Origin of the sequence: Kribbella sp. NBC_00889, assembly GCF_045207705.1 — a bacterium.
Lineage (GTDB): Bacteria > Actinomycetota > Actinomycetes > Propionibacteriales > Kribbellaceae > Kribbella.
Genome location: NZ_CP108783.1, coordinates 6,966,084 through 6,990,388 on the forward strand (window position 1 = coordinate 6,966,084; position 24,305 = coordinate 6,990,388).

Annotated in this window: 23 protein-coding genes; 13 read left to right on the forward strand and 10 right to left on the reverse strand. The window is 65.8% G+C overall.

What is annotated here, in order from left to right; genetic code table 11:
- Positions 1–45 precede the first annotated feature (45 nt).
- Complete coding sequence (locus OG817_RS34130) at positions 46–762, forward strand: hypothetical protein (RefSeq protein WP_406048889.1); 717 nt, start codon at positions 46–48, stop codon at positions 760–762.
- 1,009 nt (positions 763–1,771) lie between these two features.
- Here OG817_RS34130 and OG817_RS34135 read toward each other — a convergent pair.
- Positions 1,772–4,882 carry an AAA family ATPase gene (locus tag OG817_RS34135; RefSeq protein ID WP_406057570.1) on the reverse strand — a complete coding sequence of 1,037 codons (3,111 nt, stop codon included), beginning with the start codon at positions 4,880–4,882 and terminating at the stop codon, positions 1,772–1,774.
- 70 nt (positions 4,883–4,952) lie between these two features.
- Between OG817_RS34135 and OG817_RS34140 the strand changes: the two genes are divergently transcribed.
- The 3 genes from OG817_RS34140 (at position 4,953) to OG817_RS34150 (ending at position 7,516) form a co-directional block, all read left to right on the forward strand.
- Positions 4,953–5,270 carry a hypothetical protein gene (locus OG817_RS34140; protein ID WP_406048890.1) on the forward strand — a complete coding sequence of 106 codons (318 nt, stop codon included), beginning with the start codon at positions 4,953–4,955 and terminating at the stop codon, positions 5,268–5,270.
- 892 nt (positions 5,271–6,162) lie between these two features.
- On the forward strand, positions 6,163–6,840 hold the full coding sequence (locus tag OG817_RS34145; RefSeq protein WP_406048891.1) for a hypothetical protein: 678 nt from the start codon (positions 6,163–6,165) through the stop codon (positions 6,838–6,840).
- A 331-nt stretch (positions 6,841–7,171) separates the two neighbouring features.
- Positions 7,172–7,516 (forward strand): hypothetical protein, encoded by a 345-nt coding sequence (locus OG817_RS34150; protein ID WP_406048892.1) that lies wholly within the window; start codon positions 7,172–7,174, stop codon positions 7,514–7,516.
- A gap of 487 nt (positions 7,517–8,003) precedes the next feature.
- On the opposite strand, the gene OG817_RS34155 is transcribed toward OG817_RS34150, so the two are convergent.
- Positions 8,004–8,654 (reverse strand): hypothetical protein, encoded by a 651-nt coding sequence (locus tag OG817_RS34155; RefSeq protein ID WP_406048893.1) that lies wholly within the window; start codon positions 8,652–8,654, stop codon positions 8,004–8,006.
- A gap of 425 nt (positions 8,655–9,079) precedes the next feature.
- Here OG817_RS34155 and OG817_RS34160 point away from each other — a divergent pair, with 425 nt between their 5' ends.
- The 4 genes from OG817_RS34160 to OG817_RS34175 all read left to right on the forward strand — a co-directional run bounded on the left by OG817_RS34160 (position 9,080) and on the right by OG817_RS34175 (position 13,053).
- Positions 9,080–9,589 carry a hypothetical protein gene (locus OG817_RS34160; RefSeq protein ID WP_406048894.1) on the forward strand — a complete coding sequence of 170 codons (510 nt, stop codon included), beginning with the start codon at positions 9,080–9,082 and terminating at the stop codon, positions 9,587–9,589.
- Between the two features lie 1,442 nt (positions 9,590–11,031).
- Positions 11,032–11,751, forward strand: coding sequence for a hypothetical protein (locus tag OG817_RS34165; RefSeq protein WP_406048895.1), 720 nt, complete (start codon positions 11,032–11,034; stop codon positions 11,749–11,751).
- A 232-nt stretch (positions 11,752–11,983) separates the two neighbouring features.
- Entirely contained in the window at positions 11,984–12,322 is a 339-nt protein-coding gene (locus OG817_RS34170) for a hypothetical protein (RefSeq protein ID WP_406048896.1), read from the forward strand.
- Positions 12,323–12,354: 32 nt separating this feature from the next.
- A complete protein-coding gene (locus OG817_RS34175; RefSeq protein WP_406057572.1) occupies positions 12,355–13,053 on the forward strand; it encodes a class I SAM-dependent methyltransferase in 699 nt (232 codons plus the stop codon).
- Positions 13,054–13,058: 5 nt separating this feature from the next.
- Here OG817_RS34175 and OG817_RS34180 read toward each other — a convergent pair whose 3' ends face one another.
- On the reverse strand, positions 13,059–13,547 hold the full coding sequence (locus OG817_RS34180; RefSeq protein WP_396391134.1) for a hypothetical protein: 489 nt from the start codon (positions 13,545–13,547) through the stop codon (positions 13,059–13,061).
- 309 nt (positions 13,548–13,856) lie between these two features.
- Between OG817_RS34180 and OG817_RS34185 the strand changes: the two genes are divergently transcribed.
- Positions 13,857–14,294 (forward strand): GNAT family N-acetyltransferase, encoded by a 438-nt coding sequence (locus tag OG817_RS34185; protein ID WP_406048898.1) that lies wholly within the window; start codon positions 13,857–13,859, stop codon positions 14,292–14,294.
- 1 nt (position 14,295) lies between these two features.
- Here OG817_RS34185 and OG817_RS34190 read toward each other — a convergent pair whose 3' ends face one another.
- Entirely contained in the window at positions 14,296–14,724 is a 429-nt protein-coding gene (locus OG817_RS34190) for a VOC family protein (RefSeq protein ID WP_406048899.1), read from the reverse strand.
- 68 nt (positions 14,725–14,792) lie between these two features.
- Between OG817_RS34190 and OG817_RS34195 the strand changes: the two genes are divergently transcribed.
- The gene (locus tag OG817_RS34195; protein ID WP_406048901.1) at positions 14,793–15,608 is read left to right on the forward strand and encodes a helix-turn-helix domain-containing protein; all 816 of its coding nucleotides are present in this window, start codon (positions 14,793–14,795) and stop codon (positions 15,606–15,608) included.
- Here OG817_RS34195 and OG817_RS34200 read toward each other — a convergent pair.
- Genes OG817_RS34200 through OG817_RS34210 form a run of 3 tightly spaced genes read right to left on the reverse strand, consistent with a single transcriptional unit; the run spans position 15,605 to position 17,994 of the window.
- Positions 15,605–16,336, reverse strand: coding sequence for a dienelactone hydrolase family protein (locus OG817_RS34200; RefSeq protein WP_406048902.1), 732 nt, complete (start codon positions 16,334–16,336; stop codon positions 15,605–15,607). The two genes, OG817_RS34195 and OG817_RS34200, sit on opposite strands and share 4 nt — an antisense overlap.
- A gap of 9 nt (positions 16,337–16,345) precedes the next feature.
- Positions 16,346–17,005, reverse strand: a complete 660-nt coding sequence (locus OG817_RS34205; RefSeq protein WP_406048903.1) for a tyrosine-protein phosphatase — start codon at positions 17,003–17,005, stop codon at positions 16,346–16,348.
- A 5-nt stretch (positions 17,006–17,010) separates the two neighbouring features.
- Positions 17,011–17,994 (reverse strand): RNA polymerase subunit sigma-70, encoded by a 984-nt coding sequence (locus OG817_RS34210; RefSeq protein ID WP_406048904.1) that lies wholly within the window; start codon positions 17,992–17,994, stop codon positions 17,011–17,013.
- A 123-nt stretch (positions 17,995–18,117) separates the two neighbouring features.
- Here OG817_RS34210 and OG817_RS34215 point away from each other — a divergent pair, with 123 nt between their 5' ends.
- A complete protein-coding gene (locus OG817_RS34215; protein ID WP_406048905.1) occupies positions 18,118–18,843 on the forward strand; it encodes an SDR family NAD(P)-dependent oxidoreductase in 726 nt (241 codons plus the stop codon).
- A gap of 61 nt (positions 18,844–18,904) precedes the next feature.
- Here the strand turns inward: OG817_RS34215 and OG817_RS34220 are convergent, their stop codons facing one another.
- From OG817_RS34220 to OG817_RS34230, 3 genes are all read right to left on the reverse strand, one after another.
- Positions 18,905–19,249: a hypothetical protein gene (locus tag OG817_RS34220; RefSeq protein WP_396391127.1), complete on the reverse strand. Its 345-nt coding sequence runs from the start codon at positions 19,247–19,249 to the stop codon at positions 18,905–18,907.
- A 251-nt stretch (positions 19,250–19,500) separates the two neighbouring features.
- Positions 19,501–20,937, reverse strand: coding sequence for a hypothetical protein (locus OG817_RS34225; protein ID WP_406048907.1), 1,437 nt, complete (start codon positions 20,935–20,937; stop codon positions 19,501–19,503).
- Positions 20,938–21,085: 148 nt separating this feature from the next.
- A complete protein-coding gene (locus OG817_RS34230; RefSeq protein ID WP_406048909.1) occupies positions 21,086–21,856 on the reverse strand; it encodes a hypothetical protein in 771 nt (256 codons plus the stop codon).
- Between the two features lie 476 nt (positions 21,857–22,332).
- Between OG817_RS34230 and OG817_RS34235 the strand changes: the two genes are divergently transcribed.
- Together OG817_RS34235 and OG817_RS34240 are read left to right on the forward strand one after the other, a co-directional pair.
- Positions 22,333–23,463 (forward strand): hypothetical protein, encoded by a 1,131-nt coding sequence (locus OG817_RS34235; protein WP_406048911.1) that lies wholly within the window; start codon positions 22,333–22,335, stop codon positions 23,461–23,463.
- A gap of 55 nt (positions 23,464–23,518) precedes the next feature.
- Complete coding sequence (locus tag OG817_RS34240) at positions 23,519–24,145, forward strand: GNAT family N-acetyltransferase (RefSeq protein ID WP_406048912.1); 627 nt, start codon at positions 23,519–23,521, stop codon at positions 24,143–24,145.
- Positions 24,146–24,305 lie beyond the last annotated feature (160 nt).

The following is a 24,305-nucleotide window of genomic DNA, read 5'->3' on the forward strand; positions in this document are numbered from 1 at the left end:
GTTGTTGCACGGATGTTGCACGCCAGTCTTGGCCCGGAGGAGAACATGACGACCGGAGACCTAGCTGGAATCGGCGTGACTGTGGTCATCGCTGTCGTCATGGTGGTTCTGTGGACCAAGGAGCGGCACACCAGAGGTCTCTCGTACTCGGTTCTGACCAATCGCCCACTGCTCACCGGACACGGCCCATTCCCGGTCACCGTCAACGTCCACCACCAGACAGTGGCGGCACCTCATCTCGTCGTATGGCGCCTGGTCAACGTCGGCGCGCAGGCCATCGACCCGGACGACTACGAGCAGGGCATCACCTTCACAGCTCGCGACGCCCGCATCGTGTCAGCCGACGTGACTTGTTCCCGGCCGTCCGGTGTCAAGCCCCAAGTGACCGCGCAGGGCGACGCCGTCGCGCTCGAAAACCGTCTCTTGAATGGCCGCGACATGATCGAGGTTCAGATGCTCGTGGACGGCAAGCCGTCGGGCTTCAGTGTGAATTGCAGGATCAAGGGCATCAGCAAGGTGAACATGGTCAAGCTGCCCCGGACATCATGGGACCAGCCGTGGCGCTACTCGACTGTCGACAAGGTCATTACGACGCTCTTCTACGCTGGCCTAGGCGGTGTTGGAATCTATCTCCTCGCCACGGCCGGCCAAAACGTCTCAGTAAAGGTTCTGGGCTGGGCGCTGGCCGCTTCTGGAATCTTGGTTCTTCCAACCTTCCAGGTCCGATCGAACCGCCGAAACAAGCTGTTCCTCGGAGCCTGATCCAACCCGGCACGCGCGGCCACACCTGCCCCGTCCCCCTAATGATAGCTGCCAACCCAGGCCAGCGCGGCGCACGTCAAGAGTCGGCTTGCCGATCCCGTAGGGACGCGAAGCGCTCTTGACGTGTGTCGTGGTGGCCGGACAATCGAGCGGCCAGGGGGACGGGGCCAACCGGGCGGTCAGACGCCAGGCCCTCGACCCGTTTCGCCGCGTCTCGCGACCCTCAGACCGCGACTGCGAAGCGCCCGCCACAAGTAGGCCGTTGCTACGAGGATGACGGCGATTGCGGGCAGCAGCGAAATCAGGCGAACGACCAGGGCGAAGTCTGAATCCGTCGCAATCGCAATGGACACCACGACGATGCACGCGCCGATCGGAGCGAGCGTGCCAGGTAGCGTGTGCCGAGGATCGTCGAGCATGGACTCCATTGTGGCGGCTTGGTACGGCCAGCGGCACCACGACCGTTCAATCGCGTACCCCGGGTCTCCGCGCGGGGTGGGCGAGGTTCGGCCGGCAGGCCGCATGGGCTCGCGTACCCCGCGCGAAGGCGCGCCCTTGATCCATAAGAGCTAAATCCGGCAGAGAGTTCGGCCATGGAGGGGAGCGGCGATGGCCGCCGCCAGAGGCTGAGAGAAGTCACCATGAACCGCACCTCCTGCTCCCTTGCAATATCCACACTCGCGTTCGGCGCTGCCGCGCTGACCGCGACCGACGCTGACGGCACGAGAGACCCCGGCGCCCAACTACCCGCAGTACAACTACCCGGAGTACAACTACCCGGAGTACTAGCTCGACGTGCCAACGTCGCCGACAGCTCCGGCTTAGGCGTCGGCGGACAACAACAGGGTCGGGTTCTTGCAGGCTGGCGCATCCGCGGTGGGCGGTGCGGGCCTTGCTCTTGGTGGTCTGTGGCTGTACCGACGCCACCATGAGCCGGTGACCTAGGCTGCTCGCCGTAGATGCATGCATCTCGCAGGTGCTGCGAGTTCCAGGTCGACGCTGCCGGCCGTCACCTGTCTCGCTGGATAGCCAGTCGTTCGTTGAGGGCTGCCCGTTCTGCGAGCGCTGCCGCTTCCACACGGGTCGAGGTGCCGGTTTTGCGCAGGATGTTGGAGACGTGCACGCTGACGGTCTTGTCGCTGATCACCAGTTGTTTGGCGATCTCGCCGTTGGAGCGGCCGGCCACCAGGAATGACAGGATCTCTCGTTCGCGCCTGGTCAGGCCGGCGAATCCGGAAGGAGCTCGAGGGGTGGCCGCGAGCGGGACAGGTGCGCTCAGGTTGACGCGTGTGATCCGTGCGAGAGACTCGACCTCCTCCAGCGACGGTCGCGCGCCAAGCTTGAGAAAGGCCTGGTGGGCCTGCCGCAACAGCTCACTCACAGCCGCCGAGGCAGACCCGGCTGCGAGCATCGCTTCCGCACACCGCAGCCGCGACCTTGCCTCCAGCCAAGGCCACCCGACCGTATTGCAGTCATCGATCGCCCGTCGCCACAGCTCCGCCTGACCCGCATCGTTTCGGCATCGCGCAACCTCGGCATCGAAAAGCGCCTTGCCCGCAAGGGCCATAGGTGCCACCCGCATCGTGAACGGTTCGTGTGGCCACCTGCCGATCAGGTCCTCAAGGATGGCGACGGCCTGGGCCGCGCCGTCCTGGTCGCCAGCATCGCGTGCAGTCCGGGCTGACTCTGCAGCCGCGTGGGCGAAGTCGCTGAGGAAGTCCTCGGTGTACGCGGGATCCTCGGGGAGGAGCCGGCAGTAGAGCCAACGCAGCGCCTTGTGTGGTTCGCCGGAGGCCAGGAAGACTTCTGCAGCGGTGAGGGTTAGGCCCAGATGATGTTGCGCGAACTGTGCGGAGACCAATTCCGTAGCCCGGTTCAGGTGTTGTTTGGCTTCCTGAGGCCGCCCGCATCGGGCGGCCACCAGTGCCGCCGTCAATCGAACCGACGCTCCTGTGACACCTCCGCAGCGCGCCGCCAACGCCGTCCGCAGCAGGGCTCGACACTCGCTCCAGTGACCGTTCCACAAAAACCCGTCGGCAGCGAGGACGGCGAGATAGTAGGCCCGCTCAGACCCGGCCGCGAGTACCTCCTCGAACATCGCTCGAGCCGCCGCGGTGGCCTCCGCGTTCTTGCCGAGGGACAACAAGCACCTCACCTTTGCAATGGCTGCGTTCGCCAGCCAGTCGGTGGAGCCGCAGGACCGCGCGAGCCGCTCGGCTTCCTGCGCGGCGGCCAAGCGGTTCAAGGAGGGTTCGGACCAATGAACCAAGGCTCGGGTGCTGAGGGCGGCCGCCAGCGCCAGCTCTGATGCGGACCTTTGCGCTGCCAGCACGGCCCGCGCCGAATGGGTCGCCGCTCGGTCGAAGGACCCATCCGCGTGCTCGGCGAACGCCAACTCCTGCAATGCAAGGGCACGCTCCGGGCTGTCAGGGAATTGGTCAGTGAGTCGGACAGCTTCGACGAGCTCGTCGCCCACCATCTTCCCGGGCAGCGAGCGTTGATACTTCGCTTTCCAGCACCCAACCAGCAGAGTGCTCGTCAGGAGCGGATTGGATTCACGATCGACCAGGTTCAACGCCTGTTCTGCCAGGCTGACAGCCGAGTCGAGCCGGCCGACGCGGCCGCAGACCTCGCTCGCCCGGCGGAGCAGCTCCAGATACCCGGCTGGTGAGCCGCGCACACCCGGCGAAACCTGTTCCCACAATGAGCAGGCGCGGTCCAGGTGGATGGCCTCCTCGGCTAGGGCATGAAGTTCTGCGGCGTGGCTCGCGGCGACCAGTGACCACCGATAGGCGTCGTCAACTCTTCCGGCTTGGTGATTATGGACCGCGAGATCGTCTGTCAATCCGTCCGGCATAGAGCCGGCGAGTCGTTCGAGCACCCGCACATATGTGGTGTGGATGTTGACGGCCTCGCCAGGAGGCATGCCGTCATACAACACCTCGGCCAGTAACGGGTGTCGGAACCAGGGGCGCCCCGTCTCATCTGGGCGAACGACTCCGTGATCCCGGGCCTCGGTCAGACACCCCGCCAGCATCGACGGTGGTACGCCATGCTCGCCGACGACGTCGGCCAGCCGCGTGACCTCGGTCGGGCGGCCGCCCACCGCGAGCACCCGCGTGACCTGGCGCGCGGCGGCCGACAAGCTGTGCCAATTGGCTAACAGCGCGTCCTTCAGGTCTTCCGGTGCGGCCGCCGGCAGGACCGTTTCGGTCCCGGATAGCCCACGGACCAAGAGTTCGGTCAGGTATGGGTTGCCGTCGGATCGCTCGTGCACCTGGGCCGCGAACCCGATGTCGACGACGTTCCCCACGAGGCCTCGAACCTGGGCCTCAGTCGCCGTCAGGTCCAGCCGATCAAGGTTGATCTCTGTGAATCCAGGCATCCGCCGCATATCTGCAAGCCACCCGTGCAACGGATGCCCTTCGCCGCGGTGCTCGTCGCGACAAGTGGCCAGCAATGCCATGCGCTGCCCGCGGAAGCCCGCGATCAGGTACGCGAGAACATCCAGCGAGCTACGGTCCGCCCAGTGCAGGTCATCGATCACGAGAACGGTCGGGCCTCTGCCGACAAGACGGTTGAAGACCAGGTTGATCTGGGGCAGCAGCCGCCCCGGTTCGCCCATGCGGGCGTCACCCAGCGCGGGCAGCAGCATGCCGAGCTCACCAGCCCCGGAAAACACCTCCGCCCGCGTAGGAACATCAGCCCGCTCCAGCCAGGCCTGTAACGCGCCGGACACTGGCGCGAACGGAACTGATGCCTCTCCGAAATGCACACAGGTGGCCCACAGCACCTGAAAATCGGCGCCCAGACCGTCGCATATCTCACGGAGAAGCCGGGTCTTGCCAATACCGGCCTCGCCATGCACGACTACCGCGCACGGACGACCGCTCGCGGTCCCCTCCAGAGCCCTCACGAGAAGCTGCTGCTCGACTCCCCGACCTGCAAGCCGATGATCTGCCCCCAGGGAAGCTATCCCCACAGGCTCATTATCCACCGGTCTGGGCCGATGCCACCGACAGATGACCCAAAGCAGTCCGCTGGCCGGACGCCAGGTACAGAAACCGGCCGTGCGGCCCCAACCCTTTGCGCGCACTGTCCTGAGCCCCACGTGCGACATCGAGGGCGGATCGAAGAGTTCAGTCAACTAGCCGGGTCGCGATCGTGCGCCGCGGTAGCCAGGCGCGGCTGTGGACCCGCGACCGCCACGACATCAGCGACCGGTTCCCCGACATCGTCACCCCGCGACACGGCAACTGCCCGCCGGCGCCTTGGACGGCGAGCTAGTCGTCCTCGGCGCCGATGGCCGACTCAGCTTCGATGCGCTCCAGCAGCGGCTTGTGACCAGCCCGGCCAAGGCTCGCGCCAAGGCCGCCCAGCTACCGGCCGCGTACGCGGCGTTCGATCTGCTGGCGAACGGAGGGGTCGACCTGCGCACCCAACGCTGGACTGTGCGTCGAGAGCGACTCGAGCAGCTCGCCCGCAGTTGGGGCCGCCGCTTCAGCTGACCCCGGTCACCGACGACATCGACGAAGCCCGCGAGTGGTTCGAAGTCCTCCCGGCCGCGATGGGCGTCAGGCCTCGTGGTCAAGGGCGCCGCCACGCGCTACAGTCCCGGCCGCCGAGATGGCTGGGTGAAGGTGGATTCTCTCGGGTCGGGACCTGTCCGCTTCGGTGGCCGGGCGCAGCTTCCCAGGTCAGAGGCTGGTCGTATCGAACGTTCGCGTGTGCGACATGTGTCGCTGATGGCCAGCCGTGCAGACCTGGCCCATCGGCGGGTGCTACTTGACGGTCAAAGCCGCGGCGACTAGTGAAGGGGGCTCTCCAGGCGTTGGTGGCTGTGGATTCTTCGATGATGGCGCTCGACAGGCGGATATCACCAGATCGCAAGGGAAGTCACGGCCGCGGCACCGAGGAGAACGTCACCGTGGCGACAAGGGCGAGCCAAGCCTGCCGTCGGCCGCTCGGTGCGCGTATGGCGCAGCAACGATGAAGGTGCGCCTATATGGCCCCAGTTGCCTCGGGCAACACGTGATCTCCCGAGCCTGTGCGACTGCGCCATTGGCCGCGCGTTGACTGTTTCTTGGATCGAGGCTGTCGATCGTCGCGAGGTCGCCGTCGATCTCCAGAGTCCCTTTCCATCCGCCGAAGACGAGCACGCTCGGCACGACCCTGACGTTACTTAGTCGCCAATGTACGGGCCTGTTGTAAGAGTTGTCGTAGACGTTGCGCCGGATCGCAAGGCCTGCCGGACCCTGTTGGCGGTGGGCGGCGGTCTCGCTTGGCTTGTGCGAGTTGTAACGGCCGGGGTCGTCGCCACGATTGTGCTGTCAGGGCGCGCCAGGACGATGCCGGCACGGTGCCGGCGACCTCTCCGCGCCAACCGACAGAGGAGCAATCATGCGTGTCTCATCCCTACTCGCTGCCGCAGGTCTGCTGACCGTGGGCCTGGTTGCCGTACCGGTGCCGGCGTCGGCCGCGGGTAGCTGCAGCCTGTATGCCCCGGGCCGGATCGCGATCGGGTCACCGTTCAGGACCATCACCATCAACGAGGGTCCGAACTGCGCGGCCGCGGGCGTCGTCGACGCCGCCTGGAGCGCGACCCACCCGACCAAGGGCCCGATCGACATCATCATCTACGAGAACAGCGACCGCTCGCAGCCGTTCGACATCTTCGGTGACGACCCGATCGGCGTGTGGACCTGGCGGCCCGAGGGCGCCTTCGACGCCAGCGACAACCCGGTCTTCCAATACACCCCCACCACCGATGTGCGGCTCGCCTCCTACAGCCGGGTCACCCCCACCCGCACCGGTACGAAGGTTAACGTCAAGACACTCGCGGGCCGCTGGTGGCAGGCCGGCAACAAGCTGATCGGCTGGTCCGGGGCCCGCGGCCAGATCCAGTACCGCACCCCCGGTTCGACCACCTGGCACGGCCTCAAGGACGTCTATTCGTCCTCGGCCGGCACCTACAGCTACACCTACAGCACTAGCGCGGTACGCGACTACCGCGTCGTCATTTACGACGCCACCACCAAGACCATCTGGGGCTCCACCAGCCCCACCGTCCGCAAGTAGCCGCCGGCGCGCCACACACCGGAGCCGCTACCCTGATCGCAGCGACAGGTCCGCAGCGTCTGCCTCGCCGATGGCACGTCCTCGGCGAGGCAGACGACAGCCTCGGACTACGTGCCTGCGCCAGACCGCAAACGCTCGCACCCGACCTCCCGCGGCCCATCCAACATCTGACATGAGCGCCAACGTAGCGCCACCGCCAGCACCGTGCCTCACCGCACAAGAGAGTGTCGTACACCTGCCGAACAGCCCCTCAGCGCGACAGTGCACGACACAGAATCCAGCCCTCTAGAAGGTCAAGCACCGCGAGACCCGCGAGGTCATCTTCGCCGGTGTGCTCGGCTCGATCACCCGGCCGGAGGTCGTGATTGCAGGTCTCTACACAGCCGAGGGTGAGCTGACGGTCGTCGGCCGAACCGTCCCGGTCAAGCCCGACCAGTCCGCCCAGCTAGGCGCGATGCTCGAACCGGCCGATGGGTCGCATCCGTGGCCGGACGAGATCATCTCGTATCGATGGGGCGGCCCGAACTCGAAGAAGCCGCTGACCAAGGTCAACCCGACCGTTGTTGCTGAGGTCAGCGCAGACGCCGCCACCCAGGCAGGCCAGGTTCGCCACGGAATGCGGTACGTACGAGTCCGAGCCGACCTGCGGCCGGAGGACCTTCCGACCTTCAGGTGACAAGAACGTCGCATCAACCGCTGAATGAGGTCAGCTCGGCGATCACGTACGCATCTATTCTGAGCCAGGGGCGGCGTTGGGAGAGCGATGGTTGATCGTTTCTGGAGCAGTCCAGCGGGTCGAGAGATCAGCTGGCGCCGGCGTGGGATGCGGACGCGCTATTTGAGCATTGAGAGTGAACCTGAACAGAAGGGCCGCCGCGGTAGCCGCTACCGTGCAGCCAGGGTCCAGCGTGACCTGCTGGATCAGTTGCATGCAGTCAATCAGCATCCTCTGACGGGGCCGGTCGCGGTCGACGTCGCGTTTGGGTAACTCGCTCGCAATCGCCAGGTCTGCACAACTTGGTCAAGCATCTCCTCGACGTCCTCGGTGCTGTGCAGCCCGAGACCGCTGCGCCTCGACGGCATGTGCTCTACGAGGACGATCGGCAAGTCAAGCTCCTCCACGTGCAGCTCTGGAGACTGGTAGACGATTCGGTCAAACCTGGTCACACAACGATCTGCGCTCGACCGCTACGAGATGTCGCAGCAGACCTGGCGCTCGTGCACACCTTGGCGGACGAGTTGGTGACCACGGCACTGGCCGCTGACGACTCCGAGTTCTCCTGGCCTCCGATCCCCCGGCCGACCTTCAATCGGTCTGATCCGGCGGGTACCCGGTCAATCATCATTGTCAGCGGTGCGAGCAGGTTCTTGTGGCGCCGGAGCAGCAGCATCTCCTCGCGAGGTAGCGCTCTCCATCGACGAGCCAACTCACTGGCAGCTTGTGGATGCAGAGTCGTTGTTGCGAGAACGCTGCGGACCAGTGCCGCCGGATCCCAGGTCTCGTCGCCAGGCAGCGGCCCAAGCTCATTGATCAGCAGCGCTCGCATGCTCGCGGCGTCCGTGGCTGCCTCCCATCGGTCAAGGCCGGCGAACCTCTCGCTGCCCTCGACAAGCAACAAGAACACCATCGCCCACTCCCGGCGAATATCGCCCGCCAACGTGCGGTTGTAGGCACGGCTCTGAGGCATGATTCGCACTCGCAACCACCAATTGGTCTCGGCAGGTGCGGATGCCTTGGTCAGCGTTGTGATCCACAGCCTCCATTGACTGCTGAGCCACTCGTCCATCTCTGCGGCGAGAACCTGCTCCGACATCCATCCAGTGTGGAGCAGCGTCCCTGCGGCTCCAACCGGACGTACCGAAGCGTTAGCGGGCAGGCCGTACGGCAACAAATGGCGTCATTCACCCTCCCAGCGGAGTCGGCGGGTCGAGACCGCTCCTGACCACCCCTCATCTGCGGTTTCTCCCGCAGAGGTCGGTGCCACCAGCACAGCAACGCAGGTAGGTGGCGACCAGTTCCGTTGGCCGCGCGAGGTTCTGGCAGGCTGCAGGCATGCAGCCGGTGCCGTCAGGTAGTCATAGATGGTTGTTCGACCTGACTGATCCGGATCCTGCGCGTCGGCGGGCGGCGTTGGACCGTCAGGGCGAGCTCATAGCTACCTGGTCCGCCGGGCTCCGGTGGTCAAACACCCTTTGGTACCAAAACGGCCGCAGCTCCGACTTCTCGCACTCACCGAGGTTGACCGCTGACTACGACCAGGCGAAGGCCATGCAGAGGAATGCCATCGCTCAAACGCTCTACAGCGTTGCCGGGAGGTTCGGCCGAGCGCGCTATCAGGAGCTCGACGACGCAGCGGCAGAGTCAGTGCCGTATGCAGTCCTGTTCCTCCGGTGGGAAGTCGGCTTTCAGGACGAGTGGCGAACCGCGGCGCCTTGGTCGCCATGGGCGCAGAAAGAGAGGATTCTGCGCGGCTTCATCAAGGCCGGCCCGTTGGGCTGGGAGGAAGCCTTGACCGACCTTGTGATGGCCGCGGTCAATCGCGAGCACTGGTGTGAGGACCGCTGGTACGCGGCATTGGCGCGACGCCTCGACAGTCCTGAACTCCGGATCCTGCTCGCGGGTGCGGACGCGTCAACCGATCCGCTCGTGCGGCTGCGAGCCGGATACGTCAGCGCCGTACTTGACGATCAAAGCATGCCGGTTACTGTCGCAAGTTGGAGGCGCTGGCTGGCCGCGACCGACGGCTGAGCATCAACCACAGCAGCACCTTGTGCACTAGTCACTTGAGGAGTGCACGTGCTTGCAGGACGTCGGCCAGCACCCGAACGGTCACCTGGCTGAGATCCACATCGTCGCCGGAAGCGACCCGGCACGTGCCGAAGGTACAGCGATCGGTACAGCAACAACCAGCACCATCTGACTTCGCTGTTCGCCACCATGCCTCGCATAGCAACGAGAGAGCCAATCCGAACGTGAGGCTCAGTCGAGCTGAGCCGGATCAGTTCCCTCCTAGTCCGTGCGGCCTGGACGATCTGGACGATCTGAGCCGTTCGGAAGTAGCGGCGGTATAACAGTCCCACGCCAAGGTCCTAACGGCCCCGATCACTTCTGGGTGCAGTTCGCTAGCGTGCCGACATGGCATCGAGGGGTGGGCGCGCATTCACGGCTGCCCTGTTGTGTGCTGCTAGCCTCCTGGTCGCCTGCGAGCCTCCGGCCAACGGATTCATGGGCCTGACGGCCGACGCAGCAGGGCGACCTGTCGCGGTGATGCAGATCTGCGAGCACGTCGACGGTGTCACGATCTACAGCGAGACCCCTTCGGTGGATCCGGATCAGTCGCCGATCGTCACCCCAGTGGCGACCTGGGTCGTCAGCCCATCGGCGTCAGGATTCGTGCAATTTCCACTGTCTGGCAGCAGCTGGCAACTCCAAGGCGAACGCAAGCCTCTCCGAGCTGACACCGAATACTCTCTCCACGCCTGGAGCAACACAGGATCACCACGAACCGGCTACGCGACATTTACGCTGGCTGGGTTGAAGAAATTGCAGTTCGGCCAGGTCCACGTAGGCAGAGGACTGGAAGCCGATCCCGGAGATCGAGCCGACGGCGGACTGACCGTCCCACTCGCCGAGTTCCGGACGGGTCCCTGTACCTGAACGATGTTCGCCCGATGGCCCACTCGTGCCCCGTCCCCTTACAGCTGCTGGACCTAGAGGCTGTGAGGCGACGCAACCCGTACCGCAACAGCTAGCGCCAGCGACCGCCGAGACCGAACCTGGAGCGTTGTTGGGCAACGGTTCCGCGGGGTCGCCCGAGGACCGCTGTCGACTGAAAGCGGAGGGTCGGCGGTTCGAGACCGCTCCTGACCACCACCACCCTCTCCGCCCACCGGGGCGGGATTTTTTCCCCAGCGTGCTCCCACCCGGCCTTTCCTTGTGGGCTGTCGCCCACATCCCGCGCGCTGATCGCGCGCGACTGATCACCCACGCCGGCCTCCTTTCGCAGGTGATCGTGATCATGCCGACTGCGATGGGCGCCCGGCTCAGGGAGCTCCTGAATCATGATGGCGACCGGTGGCTTGCTGGTGGGTCGGTGCGGCTGCACACTCGGATTGGGGGTACTTCGCGCCGCGGGGCGGATCTTGGTGCGTGCACCACTTCACCCGTGGGCGCGACCGTGGGGAGGCGGTATGGACGAGTCACGGGCACTTCGGCGCGCGGGGTGGGCGGGTGCCGCTTCGATTGTGCTGCTCGTTGTCGGGGTGGCGCTGGGGTACCTGGTCGGTGTCGACGACCCAAGCATGTCGGACGCCGCCATCCTCGAGAGGCTCAATGACGACGCGCGGCAGGCCGCCGCCGGGGTCGGGATGCCCGTGCTCGCCGCGGGGGTCGCCCTGCTGCTCTGGTTCGCCACCGGTCTGCGACGAGTACTCGACCGACTGTCCGGCGGCGACCCGCTCGCGCACGCGGTCGTGCCGGCCGCGGCGCTGTTCGGCGGGCTCATGATCACCGGTGTCTCACTCGATGTGGGGAGCGCGTTCGCGGCGTGGTCGGACGAGTTCACCGCGGACCCGAACACCGTCCGCGCGCTCGGCATGGCGGGGCAGGTCCTCGCGCTCACCGGGCTGATCGGCTGCGGTGTACTGGTCGCCGTAACGACACGGATCGCCCAGCAGGCGGGTGCCCTGCCGACGTGGGCGACCTGGGCGTCCTACGCGGTCGTCGTGCTGTGCCTGTCCGGCTTCTGGAGCGGCGGCATTGCGTCCGTGGCCTTCGCGCTGTGGCTCATCGGCGCTGTCATCGGGGTGCTGCGCGCGGCGCGGCGGACACCGCCGGCGACGACCATCCCGGCGCAGGGTGCACCGGCTCCGAAGGTGGCCGGCACGCCCCCGAACCCCACCAGCAGCTGACGGGCGTACACAGGCCGGCCCGCGTCCACAACCTGGCATCTGCACGCGCGAGGAACGGTTGCGGGCGGCACCTTCGGCCGCGGGAGCGAGGTCACATACCGAGATGTATGCTGACGGCCGCTGATTGCGCCAGGATCGATCAGGGTTGCGGGGACTAGGGATGCCGACCAGCGAGTGGACCATGGCCAACGATGACTATGGATCGCCTCGGGGGCCTCGGCGGAAGACTCGCATGATCTTCGCGTTCGGAGTGCTGGCGTTGCTGGTCGTCTTCACCGTGCTCTATTTGATCGGTGTGCCGGGACGCAGTACTCCGAAGAGCTACAAGACCAACGTCGATTGCCAGGTGAACACCGTCGGGTCGCAGGGCACCGTAACGATCAGCGGCACGATTTCAGGCGACGCGACGAGCTACTCGGTGACCGTCGACGTCTTGGATGCAGCCTCACACCAAAGGATCGGCGGTCAGACCTTCGAGGTTCGCGGCACGACCACCTTCGGAGGAACCACCCCAGCGCAAGCTCCCATCGGACCGGCGGGCATTGAATGCAAGATTGCCAAGGTGGCCTAGCGCAGCGAGACCCTAATGAGAGTGAGGACTTGGTGAAGGCCGATCACTATGACGGGTTTGCTGAGAGCTACTCGGCGGAGAACGACTCCAGCCTTCTGAACAGGTACTACGAGCAGCCGGCGATGGTCGAGTTGGCGGGCGACGTCAAGGGTCGCCGGATTCTCGATGCTGGGTGCGGTTCTGGGCCCTTGTCTGCGGCGCTGCGAGCCAAGGGTGCCATCGTGACCGGGTTCGACGGCAGCCCCGCGATGGTCGAGTTGGCGCGGCAGCGACTGGGTGACGATGCTGACCTGCACGTGGCCGACCTCGGCCAGCCACTCCCCTTCGACAACGGTGCGTTCGATGACGTCGTCGCTTCGCTCGTACTGCACTACCTCAAGGATTGGACGCCGCCTCTGGCTGAGCTGCGGCGCGTTCTGAAGCCAGGCGGCCGCCTCATCCTGTCGGTGAACCACCCGATCATCTACAAGATCCTCAAGCCGAACGCCGACTACTTCGAGGTCGCCGAGCACGCGGAGGAGTTCAGCTTCAACGGCCAGGACGCAGTACTGACGTTCTGGCACCGGCCGTTGCACGCGATGACTGACGCGTTCACCGAGGCGGGCTTCCGCATCTCCGTTCTCGCTGAGCCGCCCTTCTCCCCCGAGGCTCCGCGCGAGCTGCTACCGCCAAACATCGGGGATCGGTCAAGGTTCCTGAGCTTCCTCTTCTTCGTTCTCGAAGCAAGCTGAGTCGCTCAGGTCTGCTCGAACGAACGCGGTTTGTCTGACAGGTCCTCGACGAAGGGGATCTTGCTGACGGACTGGTGGTACTGCTCGGCTGCCTCTTCCACGGAGAGGTGGCCGAACTGGAGGGATGTCGCCACCCCCTCGAGCTCGGTGCTGCAGACCTCCGCGGCCGTGACGCGTGCGGCGAGATCCTGCGACTTGCTCAGGTTGGCGGAAATCACCGACACCAAAGAGACGATCAATGCGGCCACGCAGAGCGGTCTCCAAACACCCGCAGCGGTGGCGATCGACAGTTCTTCTTTTACGCTGTTCGTGAATGCCAGGCCGCCGACGGCCGGACCTGCCACCAAAACCGCCGCCAGCGCGCTGCTGACGATGCTGATATTGGTCAGTCGATTGCGGCGTGGACGGACCTGGTGCAGAAAGGCGGTGATACCCGCCCGCCTTGTTTCGATTCGAGCGCGCAACTCCGCGCGCACTGCAGGATCATCGGACATCCTGCACCCCTGCCTTCCCCCGGGCCGGTCGGCCGCGATCCGCGACGACCGGCAGCTGGTGCCAGGTCGCGCTACAGGCACAGGGCCTTCGCTGAGGCTCGGTGGCCCGAGGCACGGCCACTTCGTGTCCGCCGGCCGAAGACTCGCACCGCGGATTAATGTTTCGCCTGATCCCATAATACTGCTACACCGAGGTGGTCCGCAGGCATTTTTGACGGGCGTCACAATGGCGACATTGAGTGGTCGCTCACATACCCAACTACGGTAATGATCAAATGCTTGCTGCATATGGATGGCAAACTGTGCCCCATGGCTGATCATCGGGTGGTTGTTCGGGCTGCTGGGGCGGGCGATCGGGACGAGGTCTGGGGGCTTGCGCGGGAGTTTGCGACCTCGTTCGTGCCTGAGCGTGCGGCGTTCGACGAGTCCTTTGCGAGGCTTCTGACCGCGGCGCAGACACTCCTGCTGGTTGCAGAGGTGCCTGGCCGGGGTGTCGTCGGGTACCTGCTAGGCAACAGTCACACGACCTTTCTCGCCAACGGACCTGTCGCCTGGGTCGAGGAAGTGATGGTCGACAAGGGTGCCCGTCGGATGGGCGTGGGGCGCCAACTGATGGAGCATGCCGAGGACTGGGCACAGTCGACCGGCGCTGCCTACCTTGCGCTCGCGAGCCGGCGGGCGGGGGACTTCTATGTTGCCTTGGGCTACGAAGACTCGGCCACGTTCTACAAGAAGACGCTCAGGTAGGTCAGGAGAAGGCTCGGGCTGCGGCGGCTACTACTTCTTCGTGGGGTACGTCGTGCAGGTGCTGGTCGATGTTCCAGAGGTGACCGAAGGGGTCGGTCAGTTGTGCGTGGCGGGTGCCCCAGAAGGTTTCCTGGAGGGGATGCCGGATCTCGGCGCCGGCGGTCAGAGCTTGGGCCAGGGCCGATTCGGCGTCTGCCACGTCGAGGCCCAGAACTACGGCGGTGCCGCCGATGGTGGGTGGGGCGAGCACGTTCATTTCCGGGAACTCGTCGGCGAGGTGGAGAAGAGAGTCGCCGATGCGGAGTTGCACAGACATGAGTCGGCCGTCGGGGGTGGGGATTCGTTCCAGTTCTTCGGCGTTGAAGGCATCGCGGTAGAAGGCCGCAGCTCGGTCGGCGTTCTGCACGACGATGTGTGGGGTGATCGACATGCCGAGCAACCTAGGTCGCCACTGTCGAGGGTGTCTTGAACGTTCTTGCAGGCGCCTAGCATGGAGAGGTGGAGCAGGTTCGGATGTGGCGGGCGCCGGGTGAAGGGCGGGTGCTGCTGATGGCGGGGCGGACCACTCGGTACGCGGTGGATCCGCGGGGTGAGTACGTGTTCGGCGTCGTCGGTGGCGAGCCGATGCGGTCATGGCGGGGGCGGGAGCAGCGGGTGGTGCGGCCGGGGCAGTTGGTTGCCTGGGATCCGTCGTACGCGCACTCGGGGCGGTCGGTCGACGAGTGCCGGCCGTGGGATGCGCGGTTGATGGTCATCGAGGTGGCTGACCTGGCGGCGCTGGCTGAGGATGCGGAAGCTGATCCGTTGGCCGACGTACTGTTCCCGGAGCCGGTGTTGAGTGATTCTGAGTTGGCTGCCGAGTTCCTGCGGTTGCATGCCACGCTCGAGGCACCGAGTTCACGGCTCGAGCAGGACGAGCGGCTGGTCGAGTGGCTCCGCCTTCTCATCGACCGAACCTCATCCATCCGCTCGGCGCGCCCACCGATCACCGCGCACGACGGGCGGGCGCTGCAGCGAGCCTTCGAGTACCTCGCTGATCAGTCTGAGCGGAACGTCGGGCTGGACGAGCTTGCCGGGGTCGCGGGGACCGGGAAGTTCCGGCTCATTCGGCTCTTCAGGCAACGCACTGGGCTTCCACCTCATGCGTTGCAGCTTGCCCACCGGATCCGAGCGGCCCGTCGTCTGCTCGAGGCGGGCATGTCCATCGCCGAAGCCGCCGAAGCTACGGGGTTCGCTGATCAGAGCCATCTGCATCGGCACTTCCAGAGGAGCCTCGGGATGACACCGGCTGAGTATCAGCACCGCTTCGGCTAGGGCGTCAGCGTGCGATCGAGCAGGGCGAAGAGTTCGGTGTAGTGGCGTTCGGCGGCAGCCTCGTTGTACGCCGGGGTGTCGGCCATGGTGTAGCCGTGGGCGGCTCCCGGGTAGACCTCGGCGCGGTGCAGGACGCCGGCGTCGGTGAGGGTGCGGTCGAGTTCGGCGATCTGCTCGGGAGTGGCGCTGCGGTCGTTGTCTGCGAAGCCCAGGTAGACCTCGGCTCTGAGGTTGCCGGCGGTCAGGTGTGGGCTGTCGTCGCCATCGGCGACCAGGCCGCCGACGTGAAATCCGGCGAGCCCGGCGACACCATCGGGGTACGCCGCGGCGATCCGCCAGCCGACCCGCCCACCCATGCAGTAGCCGGTGATCGCGACCGGGCCGGGCGCGACGCGCTCCAAGGTGTCCAGGTAGACGCGGCCGTCGCTGACGATCCGCTCCGGCGTCAGTTCGTTGAACATCGGCCGGAGGCGCGCGAACAGTCCCGGATCGCTGATCTCGTCCAGCGGGACCACGGGTGACCGGCCGGAGCGGTAGAAGACGTTCGGTGCGAGTACGACGTACCCGTGCTCGGCGATCCGGTCCGCCATCCGCTCGATCTGCGGCCGCACGCCGTACGCATCCATCACGAACAGAACGCCCGGATGAGCCCCGTCGCCGGAGGGTCGCGCGAGGTAGGCGTCAGCGACGCCGTCGGACATGGTGATGTCGATCGTCTCGGAGCCCATCTCCGCACCTTAGCCCTGCCGGTCCACCTGACTGAGGCGGGTGGTCAAGGACGCCAGGTGGGTGGTGGTCATGCCGGATTGGATGACGTAGGGGCGGGGGCCGCCGTACTCGGTGTCCAGGTGGTCGAGGAGGTGGAGGATGGTTTCGGCGGTGGGGAGGGCGAAGCCGGGGCGGGGTTCGGTGAGGTTGGTGATGGCGTAGTCGGCGGTGATGGCGTCGCGAGGTACGCCGATCAGGGCAAGTGTGAGGGCGGTGACGAGGCCGGTCCGGTCCTTGCCGGCGTGACAGGTGAGTACGACGCCGCCGGGTGGGGCGTCGGCGATCGCCGTGATCGCGGAGGCGAAGCGGTCGGGGTAGTCGTCAATCAGTATCCGGTATTGCTCGAACAGGTCCGACGTAGAGACGTCCGGGTCGGCGGGATCGGTGAGGGGGACGTTGAGCCAGCGGTCGTCGTGGGTGAACGGCGATGGGTACGTCTCGCACTCCCAGACACTGCGCAGGTCGACGATGCGACTCACACCTGCTGCACGCACGGCGGCGATGCCGGCGTCGGTGAGCTGATCGAGGTTGTCGCTGCGGGCGAGTGCGCCGGCGCGGATCCGGCCGCCGCCGGTCAAGGGCAGCCCGCCGAGGTCTCGTGCGTTGGTGCAGTTCGGCCAGTTCAGCACGGGTGTCAGTCCAGGATCCGGGGTAGGCCGAAGTACGGCGCGAGGGTTGTTTCGAAGTGGGTTAGTTCGTGGATGTGGGATCCGGTGATGCCGATGACGAGTACGCCGACGATGTGGAGGACGCCGGTGACGGGGTCGCGGATGTACTCGCCCCAGGCTGGTTGGCCGTTCGCGCCGACCGGGACCATCTTCGCGATCTCGCGTCGGTGTCCGGCGAGGACGGTGAAGAAGCGGTGGACGGCTTCGGTGCCGCCGTACTCGAACGGGAGCGGTGGCATCCGGACCCAGACGTCGTCGGTCATCAGGGCGAGGAGTGCGTCGACGTCCTGTGCGGTGAAGGCGGCGACGAAGCGCTCGACCAGGTCACGATCCTCGGGCCCGCGCGTCGGCCTGCCGGTTGACTGAGCATCCATCGTCGTACGAGCTCGTTTGAGTGCACTGTTGACGGCGGGCTCGGTCAGGCCAAGGATCTCAGCGGCTTCGCGAGCCCGATACCCGAGTACGTCGCGCAGCAGCAGCACCGCCCGCTGGTTCGGAGGCAGCAGTTGCACGGCGGTCACGAACGCCAGCGAGATCGCCTCGCGGGACTCGTAGCGAGCCTCGGGGCCAGGGTCGTCGTCAGGCAGACCGTCGAGCAGCAGGTCGGGATACGGCTGCAGCCACGGGACCTCACCCATCCGCGACGGCTCCGGTGGTGGCGTGACCGGGAACGGTGTCGCGGCCACCGGTCGGCGTGAAGACGATCGCAGTACGTTCAGGCAACGGTTGGTCGCGATGCGGTACAGCCAGGTCCGGACCGACGACCGCCCTTCGAACCCGTCCAGCCCGATCCATGCCGAGAGCAACGTTTCCTGCAGCGCGTCCTCGGCGTCCTGCAACGATCCGAGCATGCGGTAGCAATGCACCTGCAGCTCCCGGCGATGCGGCTCCATCAACTCGGCGAACGCGTCCCGGTCACCCGCCCGCGCGCGCTGCAACAATGAGTCCATTCGTCACCTCCATACCGATACTGACACCAGCCATGGACAGAACTGGTCGCTCCCGCAGCGCCCAGTTTCGCGCGCCCGCCCTGTCTATCTCCTCAGCAAGCCCATCCGAAGGAGAGAGACACCATGTCGGAAGACCCCATCGCGAACCGGTCCGTCCTGATCACCGGCGCCAATCGAGGCATCGGACAGGCCCTGGTCGAGGAGGCGCTGCGGCGCGGCGCGTCCCGCGTGTACGCCGGTACGCGCCGGCCGCTCGATCACCCGGACGAACGCGTCACCACGCTGAGTCTGGACGTCACCGACGACGTCCAGATCGAGCTCGCAGCAAAGAGCGTCGACTCGCTCGACGTCCTGATCAACAACGCCGGCCTGTTGCAGTACGACGACCTCGGGGATCGCGCGATCCTCGAGCGGCACCTGGCGGTCAACCTCTTCGGCACGCACGCCACCACCCAGGCGTTCCTGCCTCAGTTGACGCGATCGCGTGGTGCCGTCGTGAACGTGTTGTCGGCGGCGGCCCTTGCGTCGGTGCCCGTCAGCCCGGCGTACTCGATCTCCAAGGCCGCGGCGTTCTCGCTCACCCAATCCCTCCGCGCATTGCTGTCCCCGAGCGGTGTCCGCGTGTACGCCGTACTGGCCGGGCCGGTGGACACGGAGATGTCCCGCGACCTCGACGTACCGAAGGCGACTCCGGAGTCGGTCGCACGAGCGATCTTCGACGGCGTGGCAGCCGGCGACGAGGAGATCTTCCCCGACCCGTTGTCAGCAGCTCTCGAGCCGGGTTGGACCACCGGTTCGGTCAAAGCCCTCGAACGCCAGAACGCCGCCCTCCTCGCAACATCCCACTGACGACGACCACAACCCCGCATCTGCGAGATCAAGGCGAGGTAGGAAGTACGGGCGGGAGAATTCAAGGGCGCAGGCGGCCGAAGAGGACTCGGCTGAGAAGGCTGGCGAGGATGAGTGCTACCAGGCCGGTCAGTGCTACGACGGAGAGAATGCAGGCCAAGTTCTTGGCCAGGGACAGGCGTGGGGTCGTGTTGGTGAAGCCGTCGGTCATCAGGGCGAGGGTTGCGAGTGTTGCGAAGGCGAGGGCGGCCAGCACCAGGACGAGGATGTGATGGCCGCCCAGCGTCGCTGTGGCAGTGAACTTCGAGGTGTGGTCCAACCAGGAACCGAATGTGTACATCCAGACCACCGTTGCCAGGTCGGCGGCCATCACGAACCAGAGCGAGGTCGACGGTCGGGAAGCCATTCGCGTCCCCAGCTGTATCAGGCCATCCGGCCTTTGGACGTCGGTGGCGCCGCCCGGACGGACCAGCGCCGGACCCCGCCTTCTGTTCAGACTGCTCGCTCTGGTCAGGGTCATGGGGTGCTCCTGGGTCAACGGAGCGAGGCCTGTGCCCGTTCACGGCCGCGCTCTTGATCCCAAGTACGCCGTACGCCCGATCGGCATGGCCATCAATGATGCCGCGACGGCATCGCCGAGCCGAAAGCCCACCCTGATCAGCGGTTCGCGTGCACCGCTGCGAGCTCGGCGACGAGTAGTTCGCCGGCTCCTTCAGTGGACGCGAACCACGGGTGCCTGGTCTCCGACCGCGCGCCTGGATGGTCGATCAGCTGAGCAATCTCCGCCGGCGTCGGACCTCCGAAGAACGCCGGTTGCCCGGCGTCAGGACTCGTCTGCGTCAGTACGTCGAGCAACCGAGTCAGACGGCGCCGCCGTACCTTCGCACCCCGGGACAGGCGCGACTCGGCCACGGCACGGCGCCATTCACCCAGGACGAACTGCCCTCGGCGCTGGCGGAGCAATTCGTCGTCGGTGTCGCTTCGTGCCGGCGAAGCGTGGCTGTCGGGGTCGAACACATCCGCGCGCAGAAACTCAGGCGACGCACCGCGCAGCGGAACCATCTCGGTGAACACCGGAGTCGCCGCACCGAACCGCTCGGCTTCGCGGCCCGACCTCAAGGTCAGGAGCACCGGTTCTTGGGCCGCGCCCGATCTGCTGTCGACCAGTCGGACCATCAGGCGATCCGCCAGAAGCGCCGGCTGCTGACGCGCACCGAAGGCAGGCACGATCACGCGAACGGAGCCTTCACCTGACCTGACCATGCGGATCTCCTGGGCCCGCACGTCTGTATCGACGATGCGCGCGCGCAGTTGGCGCGGGTCGACCGAGCTCCTCAGCGGTGTGGTCTTGAGCAGCGGCCGGTCACTCAGCTGATAGGTCACGGAGTGATCGGGAAGCCTGAAGGTTGCGGCAACAGGAACAACCGCCCTGAGCCTCAGCCACGCAGCAGCCACGGAGTCCAGGTCGTCGTCCGGGCCGTCGATGACCCGCCGACCGAGCGCCGCATATCCGTTCACGAGGCGGGACAGCCCGGAGAACAGGGCTCGAGGCAACGATTCTGCCGACCCCGTCAGGCCGTCCAGGTAGTCGACGAACCCGCCCGCAGAACGCCGCGCGAGCACGAGAGCGTGGTCCGCGACATCCCGACGGAGTGAGCCCGCGGGCAGCGATCTTGCAGCCCGGGCGTGGACGACTGCCCGCTCGGCGTCGAGCAACGCCTGATCGAGCGGGAGCTGAAGCCACCAGTCCAGCGCATCGATGACCGCGGCTCTGAGCCAGGGCCGGGCGGGGGTGAAGTCGACAGACAGTTCGGCTTCGAGCCGTCGGGAGCCTGCGGCGTTCCGCTCGTCGCGCCAGCGCTCGAGATGTTGTACGGCGTCCGGTCCGATGACCGCTCGCAGCAGAACCAGGTCGGCCTGCTCCCAGCGGTGCACGGTGACGGAACGCCAGCGTCCCGGTTCCGACAGGTCGATCTCGACACCGATGCCGGATCCGAGGTCAGTCGTTCTGAAGAGATCGGCAGGCATCGACCCAGCCACGCGAATCTCGGGCTCGGGGGTGCAGGTCCCGGGCGCAGTGAGGATCGCGATCATCGTCTCGACCCCTCCTCGCGCTGCCGACCGGTCTTCCGATCGTTGACGATCTCAACGATCTGAAGGCCGACCATGCGATGGAACACGGTTCCCCAAAGGTTATGGCCCATCGATCAACAGGTAAAGACCACGCAAAGGGCTGCGCTGATCAAGCAGGCTGAGCCATCGTCCACGCGACTGAGGCACCCTTCCGTGCCAGGGTCCCTTCCGGGACGACCGAGTCGACCCATGGCGGTGCTGGACGTCGCCCCAGTTCGTGTGTCGCCAACCGGCGCAGCCCGTAGTACTGGTCGATGCGATCCCAGACCGTCCGAGTCATCCCCCCTGCCGTCGGGCGGTCCAGGCGCCGCAGCTCGGTGGCACTGCGGAGGAAGCCTTCCCGCCGGCGTTCGCGGAACTCGTGGATTCGTGCCTCCACCGACGCGCTCTCGTCGTCCGTGGTGACCTCTTGCAGCCAGCTCTCTCGATCACACTCGACCCAGCACAGGTACTCGACGAAGGCCAGCAGAAGGATGTGCCTGTCCTGGGTCATGCCGATCGGGCGCTCGGCGGCTTGACGACGTAGCTGGTGCAATTCGCCCTGCTCGCGCCAGATCAGCCGAACCGTCCGGTACGCCGCTCCCGCCCGCGGACCTGGGTCCGGCGGCAGCGCGAAGCGGACGATATCGGTCCCTTGCGACGATGCGACAGGGATGCCCGGCTGACGGCGATGGACGCTCGCTGCCGCCACGCCGAGTGTCGACCAGGCCAGGCCGAAGTCACCAGCCGCCCGGTACGACATCGCTCGAGCGATCGTCCTCAGATCGGCGCCGATGTACGCGTCCGTCAACCCGCCGGCGGCGAGGATGCGCCAGGCAGTGCGCCAGTTGCCGAGCTCCAGTTCGTTGATCGCGGCGATCTCGCCTGGAGCGGCGTTCATGGCCGTGAAGGTACGTCGTGACCTACGCGCCCCGTTGCGCCGTGGTCCTGGATGACGAAGCTTCCTCGCTGTGATGAAACGAGGTGGGGCCGAACGCCCACGAAGGGCGAAGGCGTCACGGTGAGCATCTGTGCTGCGGCGATGGTTCTGCTCATGGGGCACCTGCTTCGATCAACAAACATCGTGCGGGTTGGGTCGCAGTGCATCTCTCCCTCTGTACCGCGTGGCTTCACCTGACTTCAGGTGTACTTGGGTATAAAGATAGAACACGGACTCGATTCTCGCTTGCAATATCGCGCGCCGTCACAGTAGAGTCGCGCGGCGATACGATTAGTGATCAGACTCGACCACGGCGCCAACGGGAGGTAGTCAGCAACTCTCCTTCTACCGAGCTTCGGTTGTGGCCTGGTAGAGGAGTAGACAGTATGGTGATCGGATGCCGGCTACCTCGCCGGCTGACCATTCGGGAGTGACCTGTGGCGCCCTCAGCAGAGGCGGAGCGACTCGCCAGACGCCTGCGGGATCTGCGCGAATCTCGCGGCCTGACTCAGGCGACCTTGTCGGAAGCACTCAGCAAGAACGCGCGGGTAGCTGTGCCGACGATCAGCTCGTGGGAGTCGTTGACCAACCCCAAGCTGCCACCCAAGGAACGGTTGCGTTCCTATGCGCTTCTCTTCTCGAAGACTCGCGCGGGCGACACTCCACATCTGCCCCGCGAGCAGGACCTGACCACTGCCGAACGCGAGCAGTTCAACGCGCTGCACCAGGAGCTCGTCGACCTTCGCGACGCGGTTCGCGGCGTGGTCGCGTCATCGGCCAGCGGCTCCATCTGGACCTTCGAGAGCGGCCCGATCACGATCGTCTGCCCCGAGGTGCCGGAGAGTGCCCGCTCTCCGCTGGCCAAGGAGGAGAATCCGAACTACGCCTGGGCGTACCGCTACGCAGACCTCGATGCGTTGATCGAGCTTTGGGGCCACATCCGTGCCTCCAATCCCAAACTGCCGGTGAAGCATGTGACTTCAACAGAGGTCGGAGACAGCCATCTGAACGGTCATCTGATCGTGCTCGGTGGCATCGGCTGGAACCAGGTCGCTGCCCGTCTCCAGAGAGAGCTGGCGGATCTCCCCATTCGGCAGGTTGTCGCCCCGGACCTGGAGAATGGCGAGATCTTCAGACTGGGCGCGCGGGGCGGTCGAGAGTTCCGTCCCGAGTGGATGGAGGTCGAGAACGACGGCCCGAAGACCGTTGACGCGGGGCGAATCGCAGCAGATCAGGCCGAAGACGTATGGCGCGACGGCCGCCGCCGCGAACTGGTCGAGGACGTCGCGCTCCTCGCCCGATTGCGCAATCCCTACACGGACCAAGGCACCGTCACCATCTGCAGCGGTGTTTACAGCCGCGGAGTGCTGGGGGCGGTCCGCGCGCTCACGAACGCCGCGGTTCGCGATCGGAACGAGGCCTACATCGCACACCGGTTCCCGAGCGGATCGTTCGCGATGCTCATGCGGGTTGAGATGACGAAGAACGGCGGTGCGCTGGCGCCTGACCTGCAGACGCACAGCAACCGTCTCTTCGAGTGGTCGCCGGACGAGGGGGCCGGCGAGTGAGCCTCGGCCGCGACACGACCTTGGGCCGTCCGTACAGCCGGCCTGCGGCTGCGTCGTGATCAAGAGTCCAGACAAACAGTTGCTTGCCTGCGGCGCCGCTTCATCCGACCAGGAAGCGTCGACATACAAAGGATCTACGGTGCAAGAAATTCGAGAGGTTGGCCGATCGCAGATTTCTGTCTGCCACTTGGGCCCGGACGACTGGCAGACCCTCAGAGAATTGCGACTGCAAGCGCTGGCAGATTCTCCTGAGTCATTCTTCGGTGACATGTCCGCCGAGCGGGACTACGGCGAGAAACACTGGCGTCAGGAGCTTGACCTAAACGTTTGGCTCATGGCGACGTTCGATACGAGCCAAGTCGGTCTTGTAAAACTCAACTGCAACGCTCGCTCACACGACGACCTGCATCTCGAGGCACTCTGGGTCGCTCCGGACATGCGCCGCCGAGGCATCGGCGAGATGCTGGTCTCGGCGCTGGAGAGCGCTGCGGCGACCAAGGAAGCGCAAGAGCTGCGACTCTGGGTCTTCACCGAAAATCACTCGGCTCGAGATTTCTATTTACGACTGGGTTACACCGGACCGCTGGACACACAGGAGATCAAGTCGAACGGCCGCCGCAGGCACGAACAAGAGTTCTTGAAGCACATCAAGGTCGTCGGATCGCCCGCGAACTCGGAGTAGCTTTCAGCGTTTGGTGAACTAGGGCATAATTTTAGGTGACCGAGCGCTCAGCGTCGTTTCCGCGCGGCGGCGCGAATGGCTGGCATGACGAGAGATCTCCCAGGAGTGCATCTTGGCCCCTTCGCCCGATGCCGTGCGACTTGCCAGGAGACTTCGGGAC

Excerpts from the sequence above, each read along its gene's own strand:
- OG817_RS34130 (WP_406048889.1), top strand. The coding sequence starts at position 46 with ATGACGACCGGAGACCTAGCTGGAATCGGCGTGACTGTGGTCATCGCT.
- OG817_RS34135 (WP_406057570.1), bottom strand. The coding sequence starts at position 4,882 with ATGTCGCACGTGGGGCTCAGGACAGTGCGCGCAAAGGGTTGGGGCCGC.
- OG817_RS34145 (WP_406048891.1), top strand. The coding sequence starts at position 6,163 with ATGCGTGTCTCATCCCTACTCGCTGCCGCAGGTCTGCTGACCGTGGGC.
- OG817_RS34155 (WP_406048893.1), bottom strand. The coding sequence starts at position 8,654 with ATGTCGGAGCAGGTTCTCGCCGCAGAGATGGACGAGTGGCTCAGCAGT.
- OG817_RS34165 (WP_406048895.1), top strand. The coding sequence starts at position 11,032 with ATGGACGAGTCACGGGCACTTCGGCGCGCGGGGTGGGCGGGTGCCGCT.
- OG817_RS34170 (WP_406048896.1), top strand. The coding sequence starts at position 11,984 with ATGATCTTCGCGTTCGGAGTGCTGGCGTTGCTGGTCGTCTTCACCGTG.
- OG817_RS34180 (WP_396391134.1), bottom strand. The coding sequence starts at position 13,547 with ATGTCCGATGATCCTGCAGTGCGCGCGGAGTTGCGCGCTCGAATCGAA.
- OG817_RS34185 (WP_406048898.1), top strand. The coding sequence starts at position 13,857 with ATGGCTGATCATCGGGTGGTTGTTCGGGCTGCTGGGGCGGGCGATCGG.
- OG817_RS34190 (WP_406048899.1), bottom strand. The coding sequence starts at position 14,724 with ATGTCGATCACCCCACACATCGTCGTGCAGAACGCCGACCGAGCTGCG.
- OG817_RS34200 (WP_406048902.1), bottom strand. The coding sequence starts at position 16,336 with ATGGGCTCCGAGACGATCGACATCACCATGTCCGACGGCGTCGCTGAC.
- OG817_RS34210 (WP_406048904.1), bottom strand. The coding sequence starts at position 17,994 with ATGGACTCATTGTTGCAGCGCGCGCGGGCGGGTGACCGGGACGCGTTC.
- OG817_RS34215 (WP_406048905.1), top strand. The coding sequence starts at position 18,118 with ATGTCGGAAGACCCCATCGCGAACCGGTCCGTCCTGATCACCGGCGCC.
- OG817_RS34220 (WP_396391127.1), bottom strand. The coding sequence starts at position 19,249 with ATGGCTTCCCGACCGTCGACCTCGCTCTGGTTCGTGATGGCCGCCGAC.
- OG817_RS34225 (WP_406048907.1), bottom strand. The coding sequence starts at position 20,937 with ATGATCGCGATCCTCACTGCGCCCGGGACCTGCACCCCCGAGCCCGAG.
- OG817_RS34230 (WP_406048909.1), bottom strand. The coding sequence starts at position 21,856 with ATGAACGCCGCTCCAGGCGAGATCGCCGCGATCAACGAACTGGAGCTC.